The organism is Paenibacillus sp. XY044 (genome assembly GCF_002257645.1).
Taxonomy (GTDB): Bacteria; Bacillota; Bacilli; order Paenibacillales; family Paenibacillaceae; genus Paenibacillus_AQ.
In genome coordinates this window covers 845,601-861,341 of the sequence record NZ_NQMO01000001.1, presented here as the reverse complement: position 1 = coordinate 861,341, position 15,741 = coordinate 845,601, and the positions used below count along the sequence as shown (strand labels likewise).

At 53.8% G+C, this 15,741-nt stretch carries 16 protein-coding genes; 3 read left to right on the top strand and 13 right to left on the bottom strand.

Annotated features, from left to right (window positions below; genetic code table 11):
- The first annotated feature begins 76 nt into the window (after positions 1 to 76).
- Together CJP46_RS04115 and CJP46_RS04110 are read left to right on the top strand one after the other, a co-directional pair.
- A complete protein-coding gene (locus tag CJP46_RS04115) occupies positions 77 to 958 on the top strand; it encodes a haloalkane dehalogenase (RefSeq protein WP_094594306.1) in 882 nt (293 codons plus the stop codon).
- Between the two features lie 41 nt (positions 959 to 999).
- Positions 1,000 to 1,350, top strand: a complete 351-nt coding sequence (locus tag CJP46_RS04110; protein WP_373557956.1) for a luciferase domain-containing protein — start codon at positions 1,000 to 1,002, stop codon at positions 1,348 to 1,350.
- A gap of 85 nt (positions 1,351 to 1,435) precedes the next feature.
- Here the strand turns inward: CJP46_RS04110 and CJP46_RS04105 are convergent, their stop codons facing one another.
- The 7 genes from CJP46_RS04105 to CJP46_RS04075 form a co-directional block, all read right to left on the bottom strand.
- Positions 1,436 to 2,200, bottom strand: a complete 765-nt coding sequence (locus tag CJP46_RS04105; protein WP_094594305.1) for a glucose 1-dehydrogenase — start codon at positions 2,198 to 2,200, stop codon at positions 1,436 to 1,438.
- 99 nt (positions 2,201 to 2,299) lie between these two features.
- On the bottom strand, positions 2,300 to 3,151 hold the full coding sequence (locus CJP46_RS04100; protein ID WP_094594304.1) for a MerR family transcriptional regulator: 852 nt from the start codon (positions 3,149 to 3,151) through the stop codon (positions 2,300 to 2,302).
- Positions 3,152 to 3,322: 171 nt separating this feature from the next.
- Positions 3,323 to 4,840: an MDR family MFS transporter gene (locus CJP46_RS04095; RefSeq protein WP_373557968.1), complete on the bottom strand. Its 1,518-nt coding sequence runs from the start codon at positions 4,838 to 4,840 to the stop codon at positions 3,323 to 3,325.
- 142 nt (positions 4,841 to 4,982) lie between these two features.
- Positions 4,983 to 5,903 (bottom strand): helix-turn-helix transcriptional regulator, encoded by a 921-nt coding sequence (locus CJP46_RS04090; protein WP_094594302.1) that lies wholly within the window; start codon positions 5,901 to 5,903, stop codon positions 4,983 to 4,985.
- A gap of 65 nt (positions 5,904 to 5,968) precedes the next feature.
- Entirely contained in the window at positions 5,969 to 7,012 is a 1,044-nt protein-coding gene (locus tag CJP46_RS04085) for an ABC transporter permease (RefSeq protein WP_094594301.1), read from the bottom strand.
- Positions 7,009 to 7,734 (bottom strand): ABC transporter ATP-binding protein, encoded by a 726-nt coding sequence (locus CJP46_RS04080; RefSeq protein ID WP_094594300.1) that lies wholly within the window; start codon positions 7,732 to 7,734, stop codon positions 7,009 to 7,011. The genes CJP46_RS04085 and CJP46_RS04080 overlap by 4 nt, the downstream gene beginning before the upstream one ends.
- Before the next feature lie 47 nt (positions 7,735 to 7,781).
- Positions 7,782 to 8,987: a YhgE/Pip domain-containing protein gene (locus tag CJP46_RS04075; RefSeq protein ID WP_094595058.1), complete on the bottom strand. Its 1,206-nt coding sequence runs from the start codon at positions 8,985 to 8,987 to the stop codon at positions 7,782 to 7,784.
- 187 nt (positions 8,988 to 9,174) lie between these two features.
- On the opposite strand from CJP46_RS04075, the gene CJP46_RS04070 reads away from it, so the two are divergent.
- Positions 9,175 to 9,795 (top strand): TetR/AcrR family transcriptional regulator, encoded by a 621-nt coding sequence (locus CJP46_RS04070; protein WP_094594299.1) that lies wholly within the window; start codon positions 9,175 to 9,177, stop codon positions 9,793 to 9,795.
- Between the two features lie 52 nt (positions 9,796 to 9,847).
- Here the strand turns inward: CJP46_RS04070 and CJP46_RS04065 are convergent, their stop codons facing one another.
- The 6 genes from CJP46_RS04065 to CJP46_RS04040 form a co-directional block, all read right to left on the bottom strand.
- Entirely contained in the window at positions 9,848 to 10,603 is a 756-nt protein-coding gene (locus tag CJP46_RS04065) for a class I SAM-dependent methyltransferase (protein WP_094594298.1), read from the bottom strand.
- Between the two features lie 302 nt (positions 10,604 to 10,905).
- Complete coding sequence (locus CJP46_RS04060; RefSeq protein WP_094594297.1) at positions 10,906 to 11,430, bottom strand: cysteine hydrolase family protein; 525 nt, start codon at positions 11,428 to 11,430, stop codon at positions 10,906 to 10,908.
- Between the two features lie 91 nt (positions 11,431 to 11,521).
- The gene (locus CJP46_RS04055) at positions 11,522 to 12,508 is read right to left on the bottom strand and encodes an acetylxylan esterase (RefSeq protein WP_094594296.1); all 987 of its coding nucleotides are present in this window, start codon (positions 12,506 to 12,508) and stop codon (positions 11,522 to 11,524) included.
- A gap of 284 nt (positions 12,509 to 12,792) precedes the next feature.
- Positions 12,793 to 13,275 (bottom strand): DinB family protein, encoded by a 483-nt coding sequence (locus CJP46_RS04050; protein WP_094595057.1) that lies wholly within the window; start codon positions 13,273 to 13,275, stop codon positions 12,793 to 12,795.
- Between the two features lie 181 nt (positions 13,276 to 13,456).
- Positions 13,457 to 13,963, bottom strand: a complete 507-nt coding sequence (locus tag CJP46_RS04045) for a hypothetical protein (protein ID WP_094594295.1) — start codon at positions 13,961 to 13,963, stop codon at positions 13,457 to 13,459.
- A 406-nt stretch (positions 13,964 to 14,369) separates the two neighbouring features.
- Positions 14,370 to 15,626, bottom strand: a complete 1,257-nt coding sequence (locus CJP46_RS04040) for a S8 family peptidase (protein WP_179281022.1) — start codon at positions 15,624 to 15,626, stop codon at positions 14,370 to 14,372.
- Positions 15,627 to 15,741 lie beyond the last annotated feature (115 nt).

Sequence of the window (15,741 nt, the reverse complement as noted above, 5' to 3'; positions counted from 1 at the left end):
TATAAGTCAACTAAATAAAACAAAATACACACTCGATGCCCAACAGCAGCGGTGTGAGCAGAAGGGTGAGATAAGAATGGTTAGCGGAGCATTTCCTTACGAAAAAAAGCGTCAACGCGTTCATGATTTAGAGATGGCTTATATAGAGGTCGGCAGTGGTGATCCCATCGTTTTCCTGCATGGTAACCCTTCCTCCTCTTATCTATGGCGCAACATTATTCCTTACGCACAAAACGCCGGGCGCTGCATTGCCCCAGATTTAGTCGGGATGGGAGATTCCGATAAACTGCCGGTTAGCGGTCCGGACGCCTACACCTTCGCCCAGCACCGGGAATATCTCGACGAGCTTCTTAATAAACTTGGGATTCATGAGAAGGTCACCTTCGTCGTACACGACTGGGGCTCCGCTTTGGGATTTGATTGGGCGCGGCGGCATCCTGGCGCTGTGGACGGTATAGTTTATATGGAAGCGATTATCAAGTCCAGCAGCTGGAGCGAGATGCCGGAACAAGGGCGTAAAATTTTTCAAGCGCTGCGGTCTGAAGAAGGTGAACAGATGATACTGGAACAAAACTCCTTCCTGAATGTCAATCTTCCCGTCAATGTCATCCGACAGTTAACAAATGAAGAGCAGGAGCAGTATCACCGCCCCTTTGTCGAACCAGGGGAAGGTCGTCGTCCGATGCTATCCTGGGCCAGGCAGCTTCCTTTTGACGACGAGTCAACGACGGAGGTGAATGAAATTGTCGCGGCTTATGGCCACTGGTTGGCACACAGCCCTGTCCCAAAATTATTCATCCATGCAGAACCGGGAAGAACATCGCAATCCCAACTGGATTTTTGCCGCAGTTGGCCGGAGCAGACCGAAGTGACGGTGCCAGGGCTTCATTACCCGATGGAAGATGCCCCCGATAAGGTTGGGGAGGCCCTTGCCTCTTGGTTGAAAAGGCTGAAATAGAACTGGACCAAATCTGCTAATGGAGAGGAGAAAATGATCAGATGACCATTGCTCGAAGGGAAGTCCTATCCGAAGAATTGCTGTCATGGACAGGAGTAACGGTTAACCCCCACCGATTCGGCGGAATTGAGTTTCTTTATGGGGGAAAAGAAATAGGTCATTTACATGGGGATCATCTGGTTGATCTGCTCTTGCCCAAATCGAAACGGGATGACGTGGTAGCCACCGGTCTTGCCAACCCGCATCACATGTTCCCTCATTCGGGTTGGGTATCTGTTCATTTGAAGTCTGAAAGGGACATGGCAAGCGCCTTTGAACTTTTGCGCTTCAAGTATGAATATCTGGTGAAAAAGATAGATGGTATCAGCTTTGAAAAAGAAACAAGCGGCTAAGTAATCCAGCCGCTTGTTTCTTTTTCGGTCCAGCGATTTGTGGCAAGCATGGTGCCAAACGGAAAACGAGGAACCGCTGATGGCATTACAAATGCGAACCGCCGGTCGCGTCGAGCATTTGTCCTGTCACCCAGCGACCGTCCGGCGAAGCCAGGAACGCGACGGCATCCGCGACGTCCGCAGCCTCTCCGATCCGTCCAAGCGCGGACATTTCGGCCGCACCCTGGCGGGCTTCCGGCGTGTTCAGCCAGGAGGCATTCACATCCGTGTCGATAATGCCCGGAAGCACGGCATTGACGGTAATGCTGCGCGGACCAAGCAGCTTGGCCAAGTGCAGCGTAAAGGTGTTCACCGCCCCCTTGGTCATGTTGTAGGACATGATATGCGGAAAAGCGATGCGGGTCACGCCCGAAGAAATATTGATAATCCGCCCCCCGTCCCGCAGCCGATCCAGCGACTGCTGTACGAGAAAGAACGGCGCCTTGACGTTCACGGTAAACACTTCGTCGAAGTCCTCCTCCGTTGTCTCTTCCATCGTTTTCGAGGTACCGATACCGGCATTGTTCACCAGAATATCATACTGACGGCTGCCTGTCCGCCGGGTCAGCTCGGCATCGAGTGATTCAAGCAGACGATGGACACCTTGGATATCGTGAAGGTCGGCACCGATGGCAAACGCCTGGCCTCCCTGCTCCTCGATCATGCGGACGACCTCGTCCGCAGCATCCCTCCGGCTGCCGTAATGTACCGCGACAAGCGCCCCTTCAGAGGCAAGGCGCAGTGCGATGCCCCGTCCAATCCCCCGGCTGCCCCCGGTCACGAGAGCTGTTTTCCCTTCCAATCTCTTCATTTCTGCTCACTCCTTCATATGTGGTTTGTAAATCCACTTTACACCTTCCCCTTGAGGGGAGAGTCAACACCTGGAGTGAGCCTTGGTTCGAACACCGAATCACCGGCTCCGAATATTACGCAGCGGGAGGAATACTTCCGACCTGCGGACCTTACCGATCATGTCTTGTTCGGCGGCAATATAGATTTCACGAATCGGCTCACCCGGTACCGGTTCATATCCCTGCGATGCCGCCCACTCCATGACCTGCGCAGCTGCCGGGCAGTGGGCGGCATAGGGGTTGCAATCATGAATCAGGGAAGCAGCGACTTCATGTCCGGGCAGCTCGCTCACGCGGATCCGGCCGCGCTCCGGGGTTGGTTCCTCCAGCGGAAATGCCACCTCGACGTCGATGACTTCCCCCTCACCGCTTCGTCCCGCGTCATACCAGAGTACGATCAGCGGTCCGGCTGCTGCTTTTCCGAAATCATTAGCCTTGACATACTCCCTGACCTCATTGACCAGCAGGCAGAGACCCTGCCGCGGGATTGTATCTCTAACCGAGGCAGCCCATTGCGCCTGAAGCGTCTGAAGCGTTACGGCCTCGGGCCCATTCCCCGCGGGCGCCCCGACTTGTTCCAACCGCTGCACCCTTCGGTCGATTTCCTCAAGCTGATGCTGTGCCTCCTGGATTGCTCGCTCCAGATCGGCCCGCTTTGTGACAAGCGTTCCTGCAGCCGTATCGGGCGTCGCCTTTTCCAGCAGCGGAGCGATCTGTTCCAGCGTCAGCCCGAGCTCTTTGTAAGCGCGGATGCGCTCCACCGTCAGCAGATGATCCGCGGAATAATACCGGTAACCGGAACTTTCATCCACGGCGGACGGTTTCAGAATCCCCAGCTCATCGTAATAACGCAGCGTTTTGATCGATATCCCGCTCATTTTGGCAAAAGCGCTGATTTTGAACATGCTCATCCGTTCCCTTCCAAGGTAAGATCTCAGCTACATTGTATGGAGGTTCCGCAGCTGCGTCAATTCGGGGTTGGCAAACACCAAACCATTCCGCACTCCAAAAAAAGAGGCCGCAGTCCGGAGCATCCATGATGCTTCCAGATTGCAGCCGCGGTGAGCTCAGCTCAAATTTCGTTAGTGAACCGGAGAATACTCTTTACCTTCGCCGCCTGCAGGAGCAACCTCCGCCGTATGGTCCAGCTTCTTGCTGCCCATAAACAGCGCCGCAAGCAAGGCCAGAATCGCGGGAACGCATGCCCACGCAAAGGTCTGAACGATCGAAGAGGCGAGCATCTCGGAAATGTTGTGCAGCACTTCAGGCGGAATGAGCGAACGCGTCTCCGGGGATAGCAGTGCATGCGGGTCCTTAATATCGAGCCCCGCCGGCAATGCCGCGGCTCCTCCCGTGTTTGCAGCTTCAGCCCCCGCAGATCCGAACCCTTTGTTCATTTCATGGGTAAACGAATGACTCTGAATCAATCCGAAGGTCGTGATGCCGATCGTCATGCCGAGCGAGCGCAGGAAGTTCAGCGTCGAGCTGGCCGTTCCCCTTTGGCGGTAGTCCAGGCCATGAATGGCTGCGTTCCCGAGGACCGAAAATGAAGCGCCGATTCCAAGCCCGATCAGGACCATATAGATCGTCACGATCAGCCGGGTCGAATTCACCGATAGGGTTGCGACCAAGGCCGTGCCGACCAGAAATAACAGCAGCGTCGGGATCAGAATGTTCCGGTATGGCATTTTGTTCATCAGACTGCCGCCAAGCGTGGCCGTGACGACCGAGCCGACCATCATCGGCAGCAGCACCAGCCCCGAATTGGTGGCCGAACCGCCCAGCACGCCCTGGATAAAAATCGGAATGTAAACCGAAGCCGCTATAAATGCCGCGCCGCTGAACAGGCCGACAAGAACGCTCGTGGCATACAGCCGGTTTTTAAACAATCCGAAGGAAATGACCGGCTCTTTCGCTTTGGTCTCCGCATACAGGAAAGTGATCAGCAGCACCGCAAATCCTCCGAACAAGGAGAGGATCTCCCAGGAATCCCAGGCGATTTGCTTGCCGCCCAGTTCCAGGGCAAACATGAGGCAGATAACCGCTCCCAGCAGCGTAAAGGCGCCGAACCAGTCGATCGGCTGCTTGGAATGCTCATGCGACTCCTTGTAGAAGAACGCCACCATGAAGAAGGCAATGACGCCCAGCGGCAGGTTGATGTAGAAAATCCACTCCCAGGCGATATGATCCGTTATGTACGCCCCGAGAAGAGGTCCGAAAATGCTGGACATTCCGAACACGGCGCCGAACAGACCGCCGAGACTGCCGCGCTTCTCCAGCGGGACCGCATCGAACATGATCGTAAATGCGATCGGAACGAGCGCTCCGCCGCCTATGCCCTGTACCGCCCGATACATGGCCAGTTCCGTGATCGTAGTCGCCGTGCCGCACAGGGCGGACCCCAGCATGAACAGGATAATCCCGAAAACAAAAAACTTTTTGCGGCCGTACATATCCGACAGCTTTCCGAATATCGGCATCCCGGCCATTTCGGCCACCATGTAGGCTGAGGTGACCCATACGAACTTATCCATGCCGCCGAGCTCGCCCACGATATTCCCCATGGCCGTGGCGACGATGGTGTTATCCATCGAAGCCATCAGGATGCCCAGCAGCAGGCCGGCGATGACCACCGGAAGACTGCTTTTTTGTGCAGGTTTCACGTTCTCAAACACTCCTTTAAATTTCTGGTTTCTCTTTAACCGATTCTAAGTGTAAACAAAAAAGTATGACAACTGTATGTCATACTTCTGAGTATTTCTGAATCATTTTTTTTAGTTTGGCATGGACAGCCTCTCGAAGCTCCGGGGGCTCCTTCACCTCGGCACCGTCGCCAAAGCTGAGCAGCATCGGGATGAGCCACAGCGTTCGCTCCATATGCTCCAGCGTGATGGTGAGCAGGAATGAACCGTCGTCGAGATAAGTTTTCTCTGCTCCATAGAAATAATCCATGGCCTTCGCCAGGCAGTCGGCGGAAAAATGAATCACCGCATGCACCGGATTCCCCTGGTTGCGGAGATGCTTGAACGTCACTTCCTCCGGAGCCGCATGCTTGTGCTTCGTAAAATGCTCGCCCATCGCCTGCAGATCGGCCATCCGGGAAAGCCGGAATTTCCGGTAATCCTTGCGGTCCCGGCAGTAGGCGAACAGGTACCAGACGTCGTATTCGTAAATCAGCCGCACCGGCTCCACGATGCGCTCCGTCTTCTCGTTTCTGGCGTTGATATATTTGAAGCGTACGACACAGCATTCCGTGATCGCCGCTCGGAGCAGCCGCAGGGAGTCATTATACAGCTGCCGGCTCGCTAAATTCATCGATAAAACCGGCGAATCCTTTTCATGCTGGATCGTCTTCAGCTTTTGAATGGTTTCGGCCGCCTTTTCGTCCTCGAACACGGTCGACATGCTGGAGAGCAGCGTGACGAGCGAACCGACGTCATATGAACCGAGCAGGCTTTTTTCCATTTTATAATCTTTGATGATGCCGAACCCGCCTTTGACGCCCTGATAGGACACCACCGGAATGCCAGCCGCGCAAATGACATCGATATCCCGGTAAATGGTCCGCTGCGAAACGTTATATTTCTCGGCCAGCGCCGACGCGGTAATAATTTCGTGATTCAGCAGCATGTAAATCATCGATATGATGCGTTCGAGCTTCAATGGTTGTTCCTCCTGCACATGTTCGCCGCCGTCCTTCGAACGGTCAGCAGTTCTCTACGCTTTCATTATAATTTACGATACTTCTTCAGCGCAAAAATATTTAGCAGGATGAACGCGCCCGCAAAAAAAGTAAGCACAGTCAGGTCGAGGCCGATTTTCGCCAGCCCTTCCCCCTTATACATTACGTTCTTTAACGCATCGGCGCCGTAGTGAAGAGGCATGATGTATCCGACGACCCGCAGCCAGTCGGCCATGCCGTCTTGGGGAAAGATGCCCGCAAAGAAGACCTGCGGGATGACGACCACCGGAATGAACTGCACCATTTGAAACTCGGACGATGCAAACGTGGACAGCAGGATGCCCAAAGAAAGGGCCACCAGAGCAAGCAGCAGATTCACCAGCAGAACGAGCCATATGGAACCGGCAAGCGTGATGTCCAGCACGCCGACGGCATACAGGACGACGATCAGCGTCTGGATCACCGCAAAGATACCGTACCCGGTCAAGTAACCCGCAACCACTTCCCCCCTGCGAATCGGTGTGGACATCAATCTCTCCAACGTGCCGGTCGTGCGCTCCCGCAGCAGCCCGATGCCTGAGATCAGGAACACAAAGAAAAAGACGAAGAAACCGATCAGAATCGGACTGAGCACGTCGAAAAAATCCGAATCGCTGCTGCCGTATATATAATGCGTCTCCATCTCCGGAGATGGGGTCAGACCGGCCGTCGGCTGCTGGATCACAGCTGCAGAGGCGGCAGCCTGGGATACTTTCATCTGCAGCTGCTTTGCTTTGCCCGGATCGCTGTTCTCCAGCGTCAGTGTCAGTTTTCCGTTCGCGCTGTTCAGCAGCGCATCCAGTTTGTCATCCAGAACCGTACCGGGATCGGCGCGATCATATTCCGTTACCGTGAGTCCCGTCTGTTTCAAAACCTGAACGAACCGGGTATCCAAACCGTTTACTCCAAGCTTCGGCTCCGTATTTTTACTGTTGAACAGAAAATACATCAAGGTCAGAACGAGCAGCGGGGCGAGCAGCAGAAGAGCCAGCGTCCGCTTGTCACGCAGCATTTGGCGGCATATTCTTGAGATGAGCGCCCGCAGTCTCATGCGTGTTTCCCTCCCGCCTTGATAAATACTTCTTCCAGGCTGCCAGCCCCATACTGCGCCTTCAATTCGCCCGGGGATCCGGCAGTCAGCAGGTTGCCATCGCGAATCATGCCGAGAACGCCGCAGCGCTCGGCTTCATCCATAACGTGCGTGGTGACGATAATCGTCTTGCTTTCCTCTTCTTTCAGCCTCAGCAGCTCATGCCAGATCGACTGTCTCAGCTCGGGATCGATGCCTACGGTAGGCTCATCGAGAATCAGGAGCGGCGGGTCGTGTAGAAGCGCGATGGCCAGGGACAGCCTGCGCTTCATCCCGCCGGAATAAGCGGACACTTTTTTCCCCAGCTCACCGGAGAGATTCACAAGGCCAGCGGCATAAGCCAACCGCTGCTTCCGCTCGGCTGACCGCAGCTGGTAGAGCGATGCGAAAAAATTCAGGTTTTCCGCTCCGGTCAGCTCGCCATAGAGCGCGTCTGACTGTGCCATGTATCCGATCTCTTGAAGCACGGGCAGATTCGGCATCGACCGGTCCAGAACGCGAATGGTTCCGCCATCCGGGACTTCCATACCGACCATCATTTTGACCAGTGTCGTCTTGCCTGCACCTGAGGGGCCGATCAGACCGCATATGCTCCCCTGTTCAATGTTCAGACTGACTTGATTTAGCACCGTTTTCGTACCGAAGCGTTTGCTGATTTGATCCATGATTACCGCATCCATCATAAGCCCTCCACTTGTTCGCTTCGATTGTTTGGCATTGGCCGCCTTCTCTACGCCTCTGCGGTTTGCGTCTCGACTGTACCTCTTGCCTCTTGCCGGTTCTGCCGGACTTTCAGCACTGAGGTGAGCAGGACGACCAAGCTAACTGCGGCAATGCCGGTAAGTACGGCAGCCGAATGATTCCATTCCAGACCCCGGCCGAAAAAGAACATTTCGCGCAGTCCTTCCACCATAAAGCGCATCGGCAGCCACGGGAACACGTAGTCACGGTAGAACGGTCCCATCATCTCCGATGGAAGGCTCAGCAGGGGAGCCCCGAAGAAGAGCAGAAGGACAAACAGCACCATCGACTTGAGCCCTACCCAGGACAGCACGGCGGAAATCATCAGGAAAAAGGCAAAGTAGCATAATGATAGAAAAATGGCCGCTTCCGTTCCGTTCGGAATGTGAAGTCCCCAGCTAGAGGCGAACCAGGTCAGGCCAAAACCGGCAATGACGGCCAGAACAGCTCCCCCACAGATCTGGACTACACGGGCAGCGAGCAAGGATCTCCGATAGGCAAAGTTCAGCTTGCTGATGACGAGATAGAAAATGACTCCACCCAAGATACTGCCCATCCAGATCGGCTGGAATAATGACACCGGTGCGTTTCCGTTAGCCGTATGGGTGCCTGTCTCATGGACGTTCTTGACGTCCTTCGCAATAGGCGCTGCCAGCACGGACGCCTGCTGCACCGTAACCTTACCGCCCTCCTTACCGGCCGCAGCCAGCAGGTCAGTCCGGATCTTCGCATTCATCGTGTCGACGATTTGGTTCAGCACCTGACCGGCCATGGTGGAGGCGGAAGCGCTCATGCCTTGGTTCACGTAAATGCGCAGCTGAGGCTGCATCGGTTTGGCCGTCAGCAGCGACGCTTGATTCCGACTGAAATCGGCCGGAACGACCAGCGCGGCATAATATTTCTGTTCATCCAAACCCGACATCGCTTCCTCTTCCGTATTCACATGAACCCATTCAACCGCCGGTCCCTCCGCTGAAGCCGTGGACGAGGTCTGCTGTTTTATCATACCGGTTAGGGTTTCTCCCATATTCGTGGCGGTTCCGTCCGGCAGCGTTACGCCTTGATCCTCGCTGACCAATGCGATCGGCAGCCGGACCGGGGTCGGATTGATGGTCGGAATCATCGCCAAACTAAACACGAATATTACGGCGGCCACGATCAGCGGCAGCACCCACACCATTTTCTGCTTCATCAAATTCATTTCACGCATCACTCCCTGTGCCTTTATAGTTTGTTCAAGATAATGAACATCGCGTTGATTATCTCGGGCAAACTCATTATAATAAGAGCGCATAGACGGTTCAATAAACAATAATTCGGAATGTGCGCATTACTCAACACATTCTTTTAAAGTGTCTACCTCGGATGCAAGGAGTGATTACATGGAAGGGAACACAGACCGGCGGATTGTACGGACACGGCTGGTCATCCGCGATGCGCTGACGGAACTGATTGAAGAGAAGGGCTTTGAGGCGGTAACCGTGAAGGATATTACGACTCGGGCGAATATTAACCGGGGAACCTTTTATTTACACTACCGCGACAAGTTCGACCTGCTCGAGCAGAGCGAAGCCGAAGTGATTGAGGGGATTATCGCCATCATCACGAGGGCGACAACAGAAGATCTGGAAACCTACCGGGAAACCGGCATTTCGGTCTCCTTGATCGTCACCGTGTTCGAATATATCGCGGAGCACGGCGCTTTTCTCAAAGCTATTCTGGGGCCAAAAGGCGATGTGTCTTTCCAATCGCAGCTGAAAACGATGTTTCGGAAAAACCTGCTGGAGAAAAACTTATCTCCGCTGATCCGCAAGGAGAACCTGCAGGTCCCCGCCGATTATTTCCTGTCTTACGTGTCTTCCGCCCATCTCGGCATTATCCAGCAATGGCTGATGGGCGGAAGACAGGAAACGCCGGCGGAGATGGCACGGATTCTGTCGTTGCTCACCTTCCGTGGTCCTTTTTTTGCCGCAGGCATAGCCGTATCCGATCCTAAGACTTGACCCCCTCGACAGTGAGCATATACATCGTAATGGATTCGGCCTCGGACTGAACTCAGTGGCGGTACTCCCGCTCCGCCTGTTCATATTCCCCGCGTGATATGAATCCATCGCGCTCCATCTGCGGGCCCCGGCTGGAAGCCGTATCCGCCCACAGGCTGGAACGATGCGGGTATGCGGGATCATCCCGCCGCACCGCTTCATGGCAAGGCGTAGCCGTGACCTGCCCCAGTCCTGCCTGCCGCATTAGGTCCGGAAGATCGTCCGCAATCCGGTTGTTCAGGCCGGCATCCTCCCGCCAGCGTAAATACGCGGAATAGAACGCGAGCATGCTGGCAGGCGGCCGCGGCGACCAAGCGATTTTTTCGTGATTATAGTCGGCAATGACGATCCTTCCTCCCGGTTTCACCGCCTTGACCATAGCCTTCAGCGCCGCCAACGGGTCCGGGAGCCAGACCATGAGCCGTGCGCAGGTGACGATATCGAACGCGGGATAACCCTGCAGCGCTTCCTCGAGCGAGTAAATATCGCCTTCGGCAAACGAAAGCCCGGGGATTTTTCCGTACTCCTGCCGAGCCTGCACAATCAAATGGGGGTTTTGATCTACCCCGACGACGCTGCCTTTTGGACCGACCGCTTCCGCAATGCCGCGGGTAATCGCCCCGGTGCCGCATCCCACATCCAGCACCGACATGCCTTCCATCAACATTCCATTCAGTATGGGATGCGATGATGCCAGCGTTCTGGCATGAAGAACGTCCGTCAGTTTGCCGGATAATTCGGTACGCCGGTTAATCGATTCATTGTTCATTTGCTGCAGCCTCCTTTTCATGACCGGATCATTGGGTTCAGGTTAAGCTTACACAATGTATCGTTATAGTTCTAATATATAAATCATATAATTCAAATAGTTTATACCTATAAAACAATCCGTCCCAATAGGAAAGATGTGAGGCCTCCCTCCCCCTCCTTCTTCTCTTGTTCCCTTGCCCATTACTTGCTTTCACTGCACAGAAAAAGAGCCCCATCACCACTGACGCAGGCTCTTTTCTCGATTATGCCAAAAAAATGATGATGGCTGACCGTTCATTCTGACCGGGATCCGAGGCTTCTTTAGAATTCAATGCTTGCTGCAGGCTGCACCTTCGCAAAATCGCGGAACATGCCATTGTATTCCTCAATGATCTCCCGGGCGGTCTTGCTTCCTTGGTCATATGTGGTGTGGGCGTCCTCAACGACAACCACATCATAGCCGAGCTGTCCTGCACGCTTGCTGGTAGCTTCCACGCACATGTCGGTTTGAATTCCGGACACGATCAGCCTTTGTACGCCAAGCGACTCCAGCTTCTCCTGCAAATCCGTCTCATGAAACCCGTCGGGCGTAATTTTCTGAACGATGATCTCCCCTTCAGCAGGAGCGATTCGGGACTGGATCTGCCATGCAAAGCTGTTCGGCTCCAGCTGTTCTCCCGGTTCTTCGTTATGCTGAATGTACACGACAGGTACACCGCTTGAACGTGCCCCTGTGATGAGACCTTGGATCTTGTCCAGCAAAGCTTCGCCGTCGAATACAGGATATTCCGGTACGAACATTCCTTCCTGCACATCAATGACCAATAAGGCGGTACTGCCGCTCATTTGCATTCCCCTTCCAAAGATGGATTCATAAGCTCTGTGTTCATAACAGCAGGTTGTCTTGAAAATATCATACCGGAACATACGTTCCTGGTCAATCCGAAACTTTCTGCAATTCCGTGAACCACTCGGGGTAATGCGTCTGCAAATACTTTAGTTTAACCTCGGTCTGGCCTGACCCCCCGCCTTCGTGTCCGTTAAACGGATAGATGACAACGTCCTTGTCACTTTGGATTCTGTTATAGGTGGCGAAATACATTTGGGGCGGACAGGTTTCATCCTTGAGTCCGACGCTGGCCAGCACCCGGCACGTGATGCGATCGGCCAAATTCATCGTGTCAAAATAGCTCAGGTTGTCCATGACGAGATCCGTCTGTTCCGGATGGCGGTTCAAATACTCCGCTACCGCTGCAAAAGCCCCGTGGTTGCCTTCGATCCGGCAAACGAGGTTGCTGTTGCTCGGCACGTCGACCATCGCCAGCACAGGCCGGTCGTCCAGGGCGGATACCGCCGTACCGAGCGCCCCGCCCTGGCTGCCGCCCTCGATCACGATTTTCGAAGCGTCGATATCCGCTTGAGCGCAGGCAAAATCGATCGCCTTCAGCGCATCCATATATGCATACCGGTAATAATATTCCCATTTGTTATGTACGCCTTTGCTGGCCACGTTTGCCACATATCCATGCGAGTATGAAGCGCTGTTGCCGGTCCGTCCGCCTTGGTCACGGCAGTCCACCGACAATACGGCCATGCCCATCATCACCCAGTGCATCAGCTCGGAAGGCTTGCCTCTGCTGCCGTTAAAACCATGGTAATGAATCAGGCAGGGATATTTTTCTTTGTTCACAAAAGCGGGAACGATCAGCCAGCCGTTAATTCTCGTCTCATCCAGCCCGCAATACGAAATATCGTAAACCTTCACATGGCGCGCCGGATATTCAATCAGCGTACGCTCAGGGTCAAGCGGAACCTCCTTGGCCTGCCTGATGGTCGTCTCCCAAAACTCGTCGAAATCGTCCTTCTTGGTGAGAGGGGGAAGGTAGCTGTACAATTCCTTCGACACCTCGTCCGTGTAGCCCATCGGTTTCATCCTCCTTCATACCAAGCAGTATACCGGATATGCCCCTTATTTGCACCGATATTTGCATGGGGCTTCTGAAAAGAAATTTTGCACCACAAGCCGCCCAAAAGACAGCCAGCGACTGCTCAGCATTCCTTGCCCGCAGCGAAGCGCCGCCTTTTCCCGACACAGCAAAAAAACCGTGATTTCTACCGAATGCCCGGATCGAAACACGGTTTGCCTCATTGGATTTCGAAAATTCTGATGTCATAGGAACCATAGAAGCGCTCCCTGACAAACGTACATTATGCTTTATGATTCATCAAGCCCCGGCCGATCAGGTTGGCGGACACGGGCTTTATTCCAAGTTCTCTGGACCAGACGGACAGCTGTCCGACATGGTGGATTTCATGAGCGATCATATGCCGGACCACTTCACCCCATCTGTCCTCAACGGGATGGCCATCCGGATGGATATCGCGATATACTTTGTATTCCCAATCCTCATTCCAGGCGTAAACAAACTCTTCCACTTCCGGTTTGAACGCTTCCTGCAGTTTCAGCACCTTATCCAGGCTGCGGTACCCGTCAAAGCTTTCCTGGAAATCAGGCTTCCCCTGCAGGCAGCGAACCCAGCTCCATTCCACATCGACGATATGAAACAGGGTATGCAAAATCCCGCCCACTCCGCCAATGCGGGTACGAAGCAGCTCCTCCTCCGGAACGTCTTCACACCAGCGGAACCAATCTTCGCGAACCTGCCAATTATATTGAAACAACGTTTTGATGAGCAATCTCCTCCAACTCTTTTCGTATCAGGCTCTGTCTTTCAAGCCTAAATTGCTATTTCATTTACTCATATAGACTGCCGGGACACAATAGAAAATAATAATATAGCCGTTCTTTACCGGTGCCGTTCAAGTTGAACGATGAAAACTTGGTCCGCTTGATTGGGCCCGTCGTCATGGGTCACTGCTGCCTGGGCTTGTCTTGTACCTCGATAACAATGCTTCCCTTCGGTTTCCCGTCGATGTATGCATCCAGCTTCCATAATCCTTTGGTCGGCAATTTCAGATAGCCAACAGACTCGACATACTCCCGCGGTTCCTTCACGGGATCGTCATTCTGGATTTGCGTCATCCCTTCAAAAGCCGTCACCTGCTCACCTGTTTCCCGGCTGGTTCCGATCACTTCCACCTTTTTATCGAGCAGCCACCTGACTTCTTCCGGTGTGTCTCCCCATAAATGTAACAACTGCTTGTTGTTCGTATCGGCCTGCACCAATCCGTCCACAATGGCAAATTTGTTTTTGCTTCCTATAAGCCCATACGGCATCGGCGTTCCCTCAGGTCCAGGTTTGGGAATCGTAAACGCGGGACTCTGCCGCCAATCGTCCGTGCCCGCTGCTGCCTCTTTCTTGTCTTCCGTGCCTGACAGCAGGGAGACAAGCAATAAAACCGCCAGTATGAATTGCAAAATGCATTCCTCCCCGTTTTGAAGGTGTATGAATCCCGATTTCGAAAAAAATCTTTTTTAAACCATTTGTCGGCTGTATCTGCTTTTTTAGCCGGATATTTTTTTCTCCAGCGCTCGGACATGGTCTTTCAGCTCCCGATCTTCCGGTATAAGTCCTTGTAAGAGGAATAAACGAAGGATCCGATATTTTTTTATTTCCATCCCGCTCCCCTTTCGCAGTTTCTTCACTTACTATATACCATATTTTTCAAGCGAAGTCCGTACTTTACACCTATCACGAAAAAAAGAATGTCCACCGAATGCTATTCATTTGCAAGCAATTCGGATCTTTCGGCCTGTTATAAACCATTCATCCCCCCTCATTTCACTCCATGAAAAAAGGAGCAGGCTTTGCGCCCGCTCCATATCAGCCCTTGCTTTGCCCGGACGGGATCAGCAATACCGGTCGGGACACAGACTTTGCTTTTTTCAAGCGCTGCGCCTTGCTTGGGACCCTGTATCCTGATGCAACCGCTGCGGGTGCAACCTGCAGCAGTCCGGCGCCTACCGCCTGCCTGCCTCCCTGAATCCGAAGCGCGCTGGCTTCGAAACGGCGCTTAATTTCGGCCGGGCTCATCCTTGGGAAAAGGGACCTCAGCAGTGCGGCGCCGCCGGTCACGTGGGGAGCCGACATCGAGGTACCCGACATTTTGCCGTACTCGTCCCCGGGCAGTGTCGACAAAATATTGACGCCCGGCGCCGCCACGGATATGCCGTTCCCCCGGCTCGAAAAATCGGCGACTCTGTTCAACCGATCCGTCGCTGCAACGGCGATGGTCTCGGGGTAACGGGCGGGGGCATCGATCAACGGGCTGAACGTCGTCCCCTCGTTCCCGGCGGACGCCGAAATGACAGCCCCCTGCTTGGCAGCCCGCTTGATGGCGTCCTGCAGCGCCTTATTGTTACCTGATCCGGTCAACCCAAAGCTCATGTTCATCACTTTGATTCCACGTTTCAGGCACCAGTCGATCCCTTCCACTATGTCGGAAACGAAGCCGTTTCCGTTTTGATCCAGCACCTTTACGGCGAACAGTTTTACTTTGGGCGCATTGCCGTAAATTTTTTGCCGTCCGGTGGCTGCCGCAATTCCGGCCACATGCGTTCCATGCCCGTTGTCATCCTGAAACGATCCGCCCGTAATGGTGTTTACGCCACCGGCTATACACAGATCCGGATGCTTGGCGATACCCGTATCGATGATTGCCACCTTTACCCCTTGGCCCATCGTCCTGTTCCACAGCCGGGGTGATTTCACCCTGCTGACATTCCAGGGAATTTTGGCCGCGTCCACCAATGAGTTTTTCTTTGTTACTTTACGCTTGCGCGCACCGCCGCGTTTGGTGACAGCAGGTTTGATGGCGTGCGCCTTCACTTTGGAATCCCGCTGGATATAGGCGACACTGGGGTGCTGTTTAATTTTTTTCATATCGGTGGAGCGGTGAAAATGACAGCAGATCAGCCGGTGGCTGTCCACGGACTTCACCGGTTTGATTCCATTAACGTTGAGCATTTTAAGGCACTGACGATAATCCTGCTGCGTTTTGAACACGACGATTTGACGACTTGTCGTTTTGCTCGGACGGCTGACGGCTGTTTTTTTCAATAACTTCTCCAGCTGCTTCACTGTATGCACCTCATTTGGAGGATAGATTCTTGATAAAATATGTGACATCGCCCGGAATGGTGTGCCTTTACCCTGTTACCTCAGCGTAAGCCTAGGAAAAACCAATAGACCGACA

Excerpts from the sequence above, each read along its gene's own strand:
- CJP46_RS04100 (WP_094594304.1), bottom strand. The coding sequence starts at position 3,151 with ATGAGCATGTTCAAAATCAGCGCTTTTGCCAAAATGAGCGGGATATCG.
- CJP46_RS04055 (WP_094594296.1), bottom strand. The coding sequence starts at position 12,508 with ATGGGCTACACGGACGAGGTGTCGAAGGAATTGTACAGCTACCTTCCC.
- CJP46_RS04105 (WP_094594305.1), bottom strand. The coding sequence starts at position 2,200 with ATGAAGAGATTGGAAGGGAAAACAGCTCTCGTGACCGGGGGCAGCCGG.
- CJP46_RS04065 (WP_094594298.1), bottom strand. The coding sequence starts at position 10,603 with ATGAACAATGAATCGATTAACCGGCGTACCGAATTATCCGGCAAACTG.
- CJP46_RS04070 (WP_094594299.1), top strand. The coding sequence starts at position 9,175 with ATGGAAGGGAACACAGACCGGCGGATTGTACGGACACGGCTGGTCATC.
- CJP46_RS04095 (WP_373557968.1), bottom strand. The coding sequence starts at position 4,840 with ATGGCTTCGATGGATAACACCATCGTCGCCACGGCCATGGGGAATATC.
- CJP46_RS04085 (WP_094594301.1), bottom strand. The coding sequence starts at position 7,012 with ATGAGACTGCGGGCGCTCATCTCAAGAATATGCCGCCAAATGCTGCGT.
- CJP46_RS04080 (WP_094594300.1), bottom strand. The coding sequence starts at position 7,734 with ATGATGGATGCGGTAATCATGGATCAAATCAGCAAACGCTTCGGTACG.
- CJP46_RS04060 (WP_094594297.1), bottom strand. The coding sequence starts at position 11,430 with ATGAGCGGCAGTACCGCCTTATTGGTCATTGATGTGCAGGAAGGAATG.
- CJP46_RS04115 (WP_094594306.1), top strand. The coding sequence starts at position 77 with ATGGTTAGCGGAGCATTTCCTTACGAAAAAAAGCGTCAACGCGTTCAT.
- CJP46_RS04110 (WP_373557956.1), top strand. The coding sequence starts at position 1,000 with ATGACCATTGCTCGAAGGGAAGTCCTATCCGAAGAATTGCTGTCATGG.